The following is an 11,568-nucleotide window of genomic DNA, read 5'->3' on the forward strand; positions in this document are numbered from 1 at the left end:
TGCCCAGGTGGTGAAATTGGTAGACACGCCAGCTTCAGGTGCTGGTGATCGCAAGGTCGTGGAAGTTCGAGTCTTCTCCTGGGCACCAAATTCAGATCAAACCCGCGAAAGCGGGTTTTTTCGTTTCTGACCCTCTAAAAAATGCCTGATGCTGCGCCGCTCACCGCGAAATGAGGGAGCAACACCAAGATATCTCTGAGTGTCTCCCCCTAAAGACTTGCCCCGCCTCTGAATCCGATATCGGCTTATTGCTTCTTGCCGCCGAACGCTACAGAGGTAGCAGGGTTGCCCGTGTGATACATACCGGCGAGCACTTCTGCCCCTGAACCATAGAACTGCCCTTTGATGATCCCTGTTGCGTTCTTGAAGGAACCATTCGTGGCAATGGTGGTGCCTGTAAAGTTTACGGTACCCGCGCCACCAACAATAGAACCGGCCAATGTACCGCCACCGCCGCCGTAATTAGCGGTTAGTGTGCCCGTTGAAACACTAGGCGCGCTCGGGTCAAATCGCCGGATACCGACCACGTCGTACTTAGCGTTAACCAACGTCGGCATGGCGTTGGTGGGATTCTCGCCCGCATAAAAGACAGTACGATTGGCGCTGGTCAAGTTGAGATCTGTGCTGTGATCCGGCGACATACCGGCTTTACGCGGCGCCCACTCGCCGAAATACACCTCGACGCCGGAGACTTTAGCAATTACTTCACCACCAAATAGCGGGAAGGCGCCAATCGAATCAGAGACAGGACGATAAGAATAGACGTCAACTCCAGCCCCCACCGAGGACTTCCACGTCTCGGCAAGGTTGCGCCCAGTTAAAACGACATAAGCAGAGGAAATCCCCGGAGCAGCAATTACGCTATCAGTTAAATTGATATAGCCACTTCTCAAACCGACAACATAATTTGTATTAGCTATTCGCCCCTCGGCCGTCGGAACAGCAATTCCAGCGGCCCCGACATCCAATATATTAGACTGGCCAACAACGACATAACTCGATGAAGACCCGCCCGACACGGACGCTGCAACACTACTTGAAGCATCCAACGCCAACGCAGCGAATACAATTAGCTTTCTCATAAAACCTCCTAACCAGTAAAACTACTGTTTATTGAAAGCAATAAACTTGGAAATCTCTTCATCCCTAAAAACTCTTTTCTACTTTGAGTGCCACTTCGGTCTGGCGGTAGGTGTATGCCCAGTCAATGCTGCTCGCGTTGACCGTGCGCTTCACGTAAAGGCTTGGCACCAGGCCAGCGAACTTGAAACGCGGCACGGCCAGGTTGGCGATATAGATCTGCTGGCGATCTTCGCGCAGCCCGCCGAGAAACGTGTCCGCCTCGTCATAACGCGTACGCCGATACAGCGCGGTGGCATTCAGATTGATCCCCACATCAAACATCCGATACAGACCCAGGCTGGCCATGTACTCCTTGTTGCGGGCCGATTCCTGCGGCTGGGTGCGGCGCGTGTAGGTCAGGCCGCCGTAGACCAGGGTCTGGCTGCCCAGCAGGAAGGACACGGAACCGCCCACCATGCGTTCGTCGTAATTCTCGAAGTAATCCCGCTCTTCGCCCTGGAAGCGAAAATGCTTCTGTTGCGCCTGGGCGGTAAGTTGCAGGCGCTCGGTCAGGGTGTGCTTCCACTCGGTGCGCAGCCCCGTCGCTTGGTACTTGTTATGCCGATCACCCCAGTAACTCTCGAACAGCGGCGAGACCGAGACATCATCCAGTGCACTCAGGTAGTTGTAGCCGACGTAGATCACGCTGGTGTTGTCGTCGTAATAGGTCTGCGGCTCGTCTTCCTTGTGCCGATGGTAGTAATTGCCGTAACTCAGCCCGCGCACCAGTAGGTGGTGGTTGCCCTCGATCTGAAAACGCCGCTCGGCCACGGCGTCATACACCAAGCTGGAGGATTTGATTGGCACGGGCATCTTGCGGTTGGTCTCGATGCACTCGAAAAAACTGCACACCTGAGTACGCGTGGTCATGCCGTTGCCCTGGTTGATATTGCTGTTGTAGCCAGTGCCCATCGACACCGAACCATGCCAACTGTCGCGCTCGCGCAATGCGCCCTGATAGCCCTCCAGCACCGGCACCACCTGCTCGGGCACCGTGCTTTGCGCCACCTCATCGAACAGAGCCTTGGCTTCGCGGGATTGATTGTCCTCAAACAGCGCCCGCGCCAGCTCCAGCTTCGCCCGGACAAATGACGGGTTTTGCGCCACCGCCCTGCGCAGGCTGGCAATCGCCTCGCGGTAGTGCTTCTCCTGACGGGCCAGCATGCCCTCGGCCATCGACACCAGCGCCGGCTCATGGCCGGGCAACTGCCGGTAGCGCTCAACGAACTGGCGCACCTTGGACCACTGCTGCAGATTCAGCGTGACGTAGATCGCAGGGCCGAGGTCTTCCAGGGTGTTCTGCACGTTGTAGGTACGGCCCTCAATGGTGATCAGCGAGGCGTTGTCCTTGGCCGGGTCGGTATCCACCAGATGGGCGCGCTCGCGCTCGGCCATGGTGCGGTCGATCTTGTTCAGCAGTTGCCGGGTGTCGTCTTCATCGGCCCAGGCGATGCAGGCCAATGAACTCAGGAATAGGGTTAAAGCAAGCCGCAGGGGCAGGCACAGGGGCATGTGGGTCAGATCCAGCGAAGGGACGATGATGAAAAAGGGAGAGATCAACTCTCCCTTTTCTGACGCGGGGTTTTAGTTATTGCTTCTTGCCGCCGAAGGCGACGCTGGTGGCGGTATTGCCAGTGTTGTAGATACCGGCCATGGCTTCTGCACCGGTGCCGTAGAACTGGCCTTTGATAGTAGTGGTAGCGTTTTGGAACGAGCCGTTCGACGCAATATTGGTACCGTTGAAGTTCACAGTACCTGCACCGCCAGCAATGGAGCCCGCGATGGTGCCGGCGCTGCCACCGTAGTTGACGTTCAGGGTCCCCGAGGAAACGCTTGGCGCACTTGGATCAAACCGCTTGATACCGACTACGTCGTACTTGGCGTTAACCAAGGTTGGCATGGCGGTCGTCGCGTTTTCACCGGCGTAGAACACCGTACGGTTGGCGCTGGTCAGGTTCAGATCCGTGCTGTTATCCGGCTGAACGCCGGTTTTACGCGGAGCCCATTCACCGAAGTACACCTCTACACCCGGCACCTTGGCGATCACCTCACCGCCAAACTGCGGGAAGTTAAGCAGCGGGTCGGAAATCTGGCGATAGGAATACACTTGGGTGCCGTAGGCGACAGACGATTTCCAGGTTTCGGAGATCTTCACGCCGTTCATCACGATGTGCGCGGATGTCGTACCGGCTGCAGGGATCAAAGCGTTGGTTTGAGCGATGGGGCCGCTTTTGAAACTGACAATCTTGGTGAGGTCTGCCGTACCTCCCACCGCCGTCGGCATGGCTATTCCAACCTCGCCAACCCCTTGCAAGTTAGACTGCGCCACCGCTACATAGCCAGTAGAAGACCCGCCCGTTACAGCAGCGAAGCTAGTCGAAGTAGCAAGTGCCAGGGCAGTAAACACAAACAGCTTTTTCATAACAACTTCCTAGTTAGAATGATAAAAACCACTGTTTTTGATTAAAAACAGCAAAAAATCAGAATCGCGCTGTTAAACCAAGTTTCATCGTCCGGCCAGGCGCCGGCATCATGACTCGCGCCAATGGATCAATGTAATAACGATTGGTCAGGTTATTGACCCCGAAATCCACATCAACATTCTTGTTTACGTGATAGCTGGCGTACGTATCAAACACCCAAATCGGATGCCAATTAAACGGACGGTTATAACCATCAACGTACTTCACACCATTGCGAATCCAATCTTCTTCGTCTTTGTTCACGGCACTACTGTGATAAACCATACGTCCGCCCAACTCCAAACTCTCGTTGAACAATCGCACACCGCTGTCCAGGTTCAACGAGTAGGTCGGTTGCATGCTGCTGCGCGAGAAGGTGGTCGGAAAGCCCGCAGTCACGCACGTAGAAATGGCCGAATTATAATAAGGGTCTAACGTCGCGGCATAATCCTTGTCACACAGCTTTTGTTTGAGGCGATAACTAGCCGAAAAATTGCTGAAATACTTGCCACTGTCGAATCGAGTCTGCAGCTCAATACCCGAATACATCTTCTTGTCGTATTGAACGATTGCAAAATTGTAATCACGGTCGACGAAATCACGAATGGTATTGTCGTAATAGTTTATTTTGAAATCGGCATGACGCAGGCCCTTAAAATAGCCAGTCAAGTCGTGAACATAACCCACTTCCCAATTATAGGAATGTTCAGGGCGCATTGAATTATTCGACGCACTCGGCCCGAAAGAGCTCCCCCCAAGCGCTTGCGTATCCTCATAAATAGAAGCAAATCGAACAAACTCTGTATACCGCGCGTAGACCCGCGCATGCTTAGTCAGGAAAACGGTCGCCCCAGCCATTGGCGCCCACGCGCTGTCTTGGCGTTTCTTGGGAATCGCCCATTTATTGACGGGCTCCGCTCCAGGGTACGCCCCCCCAGAATTCGACGGGTCAACTACATACTTCGCATAGTCCCCCGAAACGCCCTGCGGGTTGGTGACTGTTTCATGCAAATTGATACTGCCATTTAAAAAAGGGTTCCGTGACCGATCCAGCGTGAAACCGTTATATGGAATATCGACGCTTGCGTTAGCGTAACGAACACCATTAACAGTATCCCTCGCGAGCAAAAAAGGAACCTCTTCCTCCGGCAACTCCCCGTTGGCAACTGATTCGTTTACGTTATCTATGAAACGCTGATTTTCGGCATCTGTCATAATTCGCTGATATTCAAAGCGCTTTCGAACAAGAGGAGCATTCTCCTGCCAACCCGCATCCTGATTCTCCCGATGCTTCTTAAGCCCCGTATCCATCGAGTTGTAATCGCTATACCGCGCGCCCGCCGTCAACAACAACCACGGCGTCGGCGTCCAATCGGCACTGAACGCAAAGTTATACTGCTGCCGCTCACCACTGCGCGGCCCCATATAACGGTTGCCATAGGTGAACTGGGTTGACGAGCGCCCTTGCGAAGCATCGGTCTGATCGAGCTTCTCTTCGCTGAAATCGCTGGACAGCGTCAACGCCACATCATCACTCAACTGCAACTTGTTGCTGACATTCACGCCCCAGCGATCATGCTGGGAAACCTGCAGGGCCTTGGCGTAAATCGAATAACGCCCATCGGTGTTCGGCAACTTTTCCGGCGCAGTTCCGCAACGACTCGGATTGGCGCCGGCCTGGCATTGCACATAGTTATTCCACGCCACGTCCTGGTCCCGAACATCGTGGGCCGAGATGCCGTAGACGTCGTCGCCGTTCTGATGACGCCGGGTGTTGCTGCGGGTCATCCATAGACCGGTCTTGAGATCGATCAGTGGGTTTTCCGGGTTCCAGTTGTAAGTCAGGTTATAAGTATCTTGCTTGAGTTCGCTGTAGGGCATTTGCAGGCCGATGTTGTTCTCACCGGCCTTGGCCAGCCCCACGTAATAATTGACCAAGTAAGGCGAACTCTCACCGTACTCCGACTCGTTGTGCATATAGGACAGCTTCAGACTTTGCTCATCGGACAGGTAGAAAGTGCCCTTGAGCAACGTTGTGCGCATTTCGCTGGAGGTGTTGGCGACTTCGTGACCAGGCAGGTACAGATTTGCCATGTAGGCCTGCTGGTTTGCATTTCCTGAGCCCGCGCTGGCATCGGCCTTGGCGTCGCTGAACCAACTGTCGGTCTTGTAGCGCTTGGCCCCGCCCTTGCCACTGAAGTAATTGCCTTTGCTGCGGTAGCTGTAGGCCGCGAACAGGTCGAAGTTCTCCTGGCGCGTGCCGGTGGCCAATCGAAACGAGTTGTCTTCAAAGTTGACGTTGCCGGAGTGCTTGCCGGTGTTCGGGCTGAATTCAGTACCGCCGCCGCCCTGGGTGAAGACCAGGTTGCCGTCGTAGCCCGCATAGGCGCCCGGAATATCGCGATAATCACGCCCGAGGGTCTTGATTGCGGTCTCGTCCGGCTTCACCGAATTGGTCCCGGTCTCAGTCTTGAGCTCCAAGGCAAAGGTTTCACCGGGCCGCAGGATGTCATCCAGGTCGAGGGTCTTGATCTCCACCGAACCACCCACGCCGCTCTTGATATCCGGGTTCAGCGACGGCCCCTTCTCCACCGAAATACTGCCAATCATGTTCGGGTCGATGTAATTGCGGTTGGCCACGCCCGCCGAGCCCATCCACACCGCCGTGGCTTGCTCGGTGCCGTCGACGGTGACGGGTATGCGCCCTTCGCCCTGGATGCCCCGCACGTTCGGGTCCAGCGCGCCGCTGTTGCGCGAGTCGCCGCTGTACACGCCGTTGAGGCCCTGGAACACATCCGCCACGCTGGTGCCCTTGTAGCGCTCCAGCTCGGTCTTGCCGACGTAGACGTTGGAGACGTCCTTGGCGAACACGTTATTCTGCCCGCGCTCATCCTTGGTCTCAAACTCGCCGTTGACTTCGATGGCCTGCAGTTCGTGCTCGGCCTTCTCTTCGACGCCGCCGGGCAACTCGACGGGGTTGGAACCCATCTTGATCGGCGTATCAGCGCAGACATAAGGCGCGGAAAACGCCAACAGAATCGAGCAAGCCAAAGGCTTCAAGCGGCTTAGGGACGGGGGCGGGCCAAGGGGGGACATAGCGGGAACCTGTAGTGGTTATGCACTGCGATAGGCCCTCTCGGGCGACGCAGTGATACTACTCACAGATACGAATGAATCTCACTTGGCTTTGTATGCATAACGAAGTAATTCCTATGCGGTCGGCGGTTTTCCCTCGGAACGGCCCTTGAGAAACAATATCGTTTATCATTGTTTCCAGATATGTAGCCGTAAGCGAGGATGTACCCGCATGACGATTCGCAACAAACCCCTGCTGCGCGGCCTGGCCGCTTCTCTCCTGGGCCTGATGCTTGGCGCCTCCACCGCAATGGCCGCCGACCCGGTCACCCTCACGCTCTACAACGGTCAGCACAAGGAAGTCGGCGATGAACTCGCCAAGGCCTTCGAAGCCAAGACCGGCATTCACGTCAACGTGCGCAAAGGCAGCAGCAACCAGCTGGCCAGCCAGGTCGTCGAAGAAGGCGCGCGCTCCCCGGCCGATGTGATCTACACCGAAGAGTCGCCGCCGCTGAACAAACTCGGCGAGCAGGGCATGCTGGCCAAGATCGACGCCAGCACCCTCGACGTATTGCCCAAGGACTACGTCGGCGCCAATGGCGACTGGATGGGCGTGACCGCGCGCACCCGCGTCGTGGCCTTCAACCCGAAACTGATCGCCGAGAAAGACCTGCCCAAGTCGGTGCTGGATTTCGCCGGCCCCGAGTGGCAAGGCAAGGTCGGCTTCGTGCCCACCAGCGGCGCGTTCCAGGAACAGGCCGTGGCGATCATCAAGCTGCACGGGCGCGACGCCGCCGAAGAATGGCTGACGGGTCTGCGCGCCTTCGGCAAGGTATACAGCAACAATATGGTCGCCCTCAAAGCCGTGGAGAACGGCGAAGTGGCCACGGTGCTGGTGAACAACTACTACTGGTTTGCCCTGAAAAAGGAAAAGACCAATCTGGATTCGCAACTGCATTACTTCACCGATGGCGACGTCGGCGGCCTGATCACCGTGTCCTCGGCGGCAGCGCTCAAATCCAGCAAGCACCCCAAGGAAGCCCAGCAACTGCTGGCGTTCATGGCCAGTGAAGAAGGCCAGCGCGTGATCACCAACACCTCGGCCGAATACCCGCTGCGCAAGGGCATGGAATCCAGCCGTGGGCTCAAGCCATTCAGCGAGCTGCAACCGCCGAAAGTCACCCCCGCGGACCTTGGCAACGCCGAAGAAGCCCTGGACCTGGAACGTGACGTTGGCTTGAACTGATGAACCCATCGCTCTCCGCCCCCGCCCTGCGCGGGGGTTTCAGGCCACGGCGCAAACGGCCGTCGGTCTGGCTGCTGATGCCCGTATTGTTCCTGGTGGGCCTGAGCCTGCTGCCGCTGGCGTATGTCGGGCTCAAGGCTTGGCAGGCAGGCTGGGCCGAGGCCGTGCATCTGCTGTGGCGGCCGTATGTGTTTGGCCTGCTGCGCAACACCCTGGCGCTGATGGTGGGCGTGACGCTGACGTGCGGCGTGGTCGGGCTGTCGCTGGCGTGGCTGCTGGAGCGCAGCAACTTGCCGGGGCGACGCATCTGGGGGGTGATCCTGTGCCTGCCGTTTGCAGTGCCGGCGTTTGTCAGCAGCTTTACCTGGGTGTCGCTGAGCGCCAGTTTCGAAGGGCTCGGCGGCGCGATCCTGGTGATGAGCCTGTCGAAGTACCCGCTGGTGTTCCTGCCGGTGGCAGCGACGCTGCGCAATCTTGATCCGTCCCTGGAAGAGTCCGCGCGAACCCTGGGACTGAATCGCTGGGGCGTGTTCTGGCGCGTCACCCTGCCCTTGTTGTGGCCATCGCTGCTGGCCGGGGCGCTGTTGATCGCGTTGCATATGCTGGTGGAATTCGGCGCGCTGTCGATCATCGGCTTGCAGACATTCACCACCGCGATCTACCAGCAATTCGAGCTGGAATTCAGCAACGCCAACGCGGCGATGCTCTCGGCGGTATTGCTGGTGTTGTGCCTGACGCTGCTGTGGCTGGAGCTACGCGTACGCGGCAAGGGCCGGCACGTACGCATCGGCCAGGGCGCGGCGCGGCATGCCGAGCAGGTGCGCCTGGGCAAGTGGGCGCCGCTGGGGCAAGTCTATTGCCTGGCGCTGGCGATCATCGGCAGTGGCATTCCGCTGGGGATGCTCGGCTATTGGCTGGCGGTCGGTTCGTCGGCGGCGTTTCCCGTGGCCGCGATCAGTGAGGCGCTGCTGTCCTCCCTGGCGCTGTCCCTCGGCGGCGCCGCGTTGTGCCTGGTGCTGGCGGTGCCGGTCGGGCTGCTGGTGGTGCGTTACAAAGGCCAGCTGGCGATCTGGGCTGAGCGCTTGCCGTACCTGCTGCACGCCCTGCCCGGCTTGGTGATTGCGTTGACCCTGGTGTATTTCGCGCTGCATTACGTGCCGGCGCTGTATCAGACCTCGGCGCTGTTGCTGATTGCGTATGCGCTGCTGTTTTTGCCCTTGGCCCAGGCGCCGATCCGTACGGCGTTGAACAAGGCGGCACCGCAATTGGAAGAGGCAGCTCGCACGTTGGGCGCGTCGTCGTTCAGTGCGTTTTGTCGGGTGACGTTGCCGATCATCTTTCCGGCGTTGGGCGCGGCGTTTGCGTTGGTGTTTCTGGATGCGATGAAGGAATTGACGGCGACGTTGCTGCTGAGCCCGACCGGGTTGAATACCCTGGCGACGGCGGTGTGGGCGCATACCTCGAATGTGGAGTTTGCGGCGGCGGCGCCGTATGCGGCGTTGTTGATTTTGGTGTCGGGGTTGCCGGTTTATTTGCTGACGACTCGGATGTATCTGAGTCGCTGAGACCGCCTTCGCGAGCAAGCCCGCTCCCACATTTGGAATGCATTTCAAAATGTGGGAGCGGGCTTGCTCGCGAAGGCGTCGGCACAGGCAACACTAAGCCCGAAACTGCCCCAGGCTAGCCTTCAACTGCGCCGCCAACCCATCCAGCACCTTGCCACTGGCGGTCGTCTCCACCACCGCCTGCGCCGCACGCTCAGCCTGGGCATGAATCACCTCAACCCGCCCACGCACAGCATGCGCGCCCTGCGCCTGGTGCTCCGCCGCACGCGTCGCCAACCCAATCGCCGCATGCACTTGCTCAACCGAAGCCTGCACCGTCTGCTGCAAGCGCACACTGTCACGCAACACCAGCAAGCCTTCATTGGCCTGACGCCCGGCCTTGCCGATGGTTTCCACCGCTTCCCGCGCACCTTGTTGCAACGCGACGATATGCGCCTGGATATCCCCGGTGGAGCTCTGGGTCTTGCTGGCCAGCGCACGCACTTCGTCCGCCACCACCGCAAAACCACGCCCGGTCTCGCCGGCTCGTGCCGCTTCAATCGCCGCGTTGAGGGCCAGCAAGTTGGTTTGCTCGGCGATGCCGTGGATCACCGTCAACACCACTTCAATCTGTTCGCTCTGCTGCGCCAGGCGCTCGATGACCTTGGAGCCGGCCTGCACCTGCCCCGCCAGCGCTTCGATCAGTTCGCCCACTTCGGTGGAGGTGCGCGAGTTTTCATCGGTGGCCTGGCGAATATCCACCACCTGCTGCAATGCAGCCTGCATGGCATGGCTTTCGGCCTGGGCCTCGTCGGCCATTTGCGACAGCGCGCGCAGGCTCTCGGCTACCTCGTCGCGCTGCAAACCGGCGGCTGCGTCGGCGCCGGCGTTGCGCAGCGTCATGGCGCCGATTTCCACGCCGGTGCGCTGGGCCACGTCGCCCGCCTCACGCACGATGGGCTGCAACTTATCCACAAAGCGATTGACCGCCGAGGCCATGTCGCCGATTTCGTCCTTGCTGCTGATTTGCACACGTTTGGTGAGGTCGCCCTCGCCCGCGGCCAGGTCGTCCATGGCGGCAATCAACAGCTTCAAGCGATTGACCACACGACGGCCGAGCACGATGGCGATCAGCAGCAATACGCCCAAGCCGACCAAGGCCAGGCCCATGCCGATGCGCCAGCGCAGGGTGCCGGCGGCCTCTTGCACAGCACTGGTGGTGTTGGCAGTCATCTGGGTGGCGGTGGCTTGCGCCGATTGCAGGCGTGCGCCCATGGCGGTCGCACTGTCGGCGGCGGCGCCCTTGAGGCTGTCGCCGACCAGTTGGTCACCGCTGGCGATCAGGGCGGCGAAGCGCTTATCCAGCGCTTGCAGGTCGGCCTCTACCGAAGCGGTCGAGACGCCCATGAGGACTTTGCCGATTTCCACGCCGTTGGGGCTGATGGAGGCCTCGACGTAGTACACCGACGGATCGTTCTTGGCAGCATTCAACACTTTGTCCAAGGCACGGTCGCCCTGACCTTTTTCCAGCAACGCCTTGTTGATCGGGTTTTCCCGGTTCAGGTAGCGGGTCAGGTGCTCACCCGCCGCGTCGTCGTAGACCACAAACAACACGTTGGGATTGCGCTGGGCTCGCCGGGCGAATTCCGACAACGTCGGCACATCGCTGTCCCACATGGCGCGCGGCGCCACCGAGGCCAGCAGTTGGGCCATGTCATTGGCGGAGTCTTTCAGGTCTTTTTCCAGGGTCGCACGCAGTTGCTTCTGCTCTTCCTGCAGGCGCGTCGACAGCCCTGCGGTCAGACGCTGGCGCGTGCTGGTGGACAAGCTGTCGAGGCTGGACGTGACTTCCTTGCCCGCCTGCGCCAATTCGCCAGAGAGCTTCTGGCTGTCGATGCCCAGGCGATTGCTCAAATCAGCTTCCAGCGCGGTCACGGTGCTCCGCGTCAGAGCGACGGCCACCAGCACTTGCACCAAAAGGGCGATACCTAGGGTAACGAACACCGGCCGCAACAGACGGCTTTGTAACAATGAGAGAACGGCAGACATCGGGAATCCCTCCACCACGGGTGCCATTAAATTGATAGCACCGCGAAAGAGACAACCGAAGCAAAGGTCG

Annotated in this window: 7 protein-coding genes and 1 tRNA gene; 3 read left to right on the forward strand and 5 right to left on the reverse strand. The window is 58.9% G+C overall.

Translation table 11 applies throughout. The features are described from left to right. Position 1 precedes the first annotated feature (1 nt). Positions 2 to 88, forward strand: a tRNA-Leu gene (locus J1G37_RS08530). A gap of 157 nt (positions 89 to 245) precedes the next feature. On the opposite strand, the gene J1G37_RS08535 is transcribed toward J1G37_RS08530, so the two are convergent. The 4 genes from J1G37_RS08535 to J1G37_RS08550 all read right to left on the reverse strand — a co-directional run bounded on the left by J1G37_RS08535 (position 246) and on the right by J1G37_RS08550 (position 6,680). After that, positions 246 to 1,082 (reverse strand): Slam-dependent surface lipoprotein, encoded by an 837-nt coding sequence (locus J1G37_RS08535; RefSeq protein WP_207041100.1) that lies wholly within the window; start codon positions 1,080 to 1,082, stop codon positions 246 to 248. Positions 1,083 to 1,146: 64 nt separating this feature from the next. Continuing rightward, positions 1,147 to 2,634 carry a surface lipoprotein assembly modifier gene (locus tag J1G37_RS08540; protein WP_207041102.1) on the reverse strand — a complete coding sequence of 496 codons (1,488 nt, stop codon included), beginning with the start codon at positions 2,632 to 2,634 and terminating at the stop codon, positions 1,147 to 1,149. A gap of 76 nt (positions 2,635 to 2,710) precedes the next feature. Then, positions 2,711 to 3,544 carry a Slam-dependent surface lipoprotein gene (locus J1G37_RS08545; RefSeq protein WP_207041104.1) on the reverse strand — a complete coding sequence of 278 codons (834 nt, stop codon included), beginning with the start codon at positions 3,542 to 3,544 and terminating at the stop codon, positions 2,711 to 2,713. Positions 3,545 to 3,602: 58 nt separating this feature from the next. Beyond that, positions 3,603 to 6,680 carry a TonB-dependent receptor gene (locus J1G37_RS08550; protein WP_242551493.1) on the reverse strand — a complete coding sequence of 1,026 codons (3,078 nt, stop codon included), beginning with the start codon at positions 6,678 to 6,680 and terminating at the stop codon, positions 3,603 to 3,605. Between the two features lie 211 nt (positions 6,681 to 6,891). On the opposite strand from J1G37_RS08550, the gene J1G37_RS08555 reads away from it, so the two are divergent. Next, a complete protein-coding gene (locus J1G37_RS08555) occupies positions 6,892 to 7,905 on the forward strand; it encodes an extracellular solute-binding protein (RefSeq protein ID WP_207041106.1) in 1,014 nt (337 codons plus the stop codon). Next, positions 7,905 to 9,470 (forward strand): iron ABC transporter permease, encoded by a 1,566-nt coding sequence (locus tag J1G37_RS08560; RefSeq protein WP_207041108.1) that lies wholly within the window; start codon positions 7,905 to 7,907, stop codon positions 9,468 to 9,470. Before J1G37_RS08555 ends, J1G37_RS08560 begins: the two co-directional genes overlap by 1 nt. 93 nt (positions 9,471 to 9,563) lie before the next feature. Here the strand turns inward: J1G37_RS08560 and J1G37_RS08565 are convergent, their stop codons facing one another. Beyond that, a complete protein-coding gene (locus tag J1G37_RS08565) occupies positions 9,564 to 11,498 on the reverse strand; it encodes a methyl-accepting chemotaxis protein (RefSeq protein WP_207041110.1) in 1,935 nt (644 codons plus the stop codon). Positions 11,499 to 11,568 lie beyond the last annotated feature (70 nt).

The sequence above is a fragment of the Pseudomonas sp. Marseille-Q1929 genome (assembly GCF_017316265.1).
Taxonomy (GTDB): Bacteria; Pseudomonadota; Gammaproteobacteria; order Pseudomonadales; family Pseudomonadaceae; genus Aquipseudomonas.

Bases quoted from the DNA above. Each gene is read 5' to 3' on its own strand.
- J1G37_RS08535 (WP_207041100.1), bottom strand. From the start codon at position 1,082: ATGAGAAAGCTAATTGTATTCGCTGCGTTGGCGTTGGATGCTTCAAGT.
- J1G37_RS08540 (WP_207041102.1), bottom strand. From the start codon at position 2,634: ATGCCCCTGTGCCTGCCCCTGCGGCTTGCTTTAACCCTATTCCTGAGT.
- J1G37_RS08545 (WP_207041104.1), bottom strand. From the start codon at position 3,544: ATGAAAAAGCTGTTTGTGTTTACTGCCCTGGCACTTGCTACTTCGACT.
- J1G37_RS08550 (WP_242551493.1), bottom strand. From the start codon at position 6,680: ATGTCCCCCCTTGGCCCGCCCCCGTCCCTAAGCCGCTTGAAGCCTTTG.
- J1G37_RS08555 (WP_207041106.1), top strand. From the start codon at position 6,892: ATGACGATTCGCAACAAACCCCTGCTGCGCGGCCTGGCCGCTTCTCTC.
- J1G37_RS08560 (WP_207041108.1), top strand. From the start codon at position 7,905: ATGAACCCATCGCTCTCCGCCCCCGCCCTGCGCGGGGGTTTCAGGCCA.
- J1G37_RS08565 (WP_207041110.1), bottom strand. From the start codon at position 11,498: ATGTCTGCCGTTCTCTCATTGTTACAAAGCCGTCTGTTGCGGCCGGTG.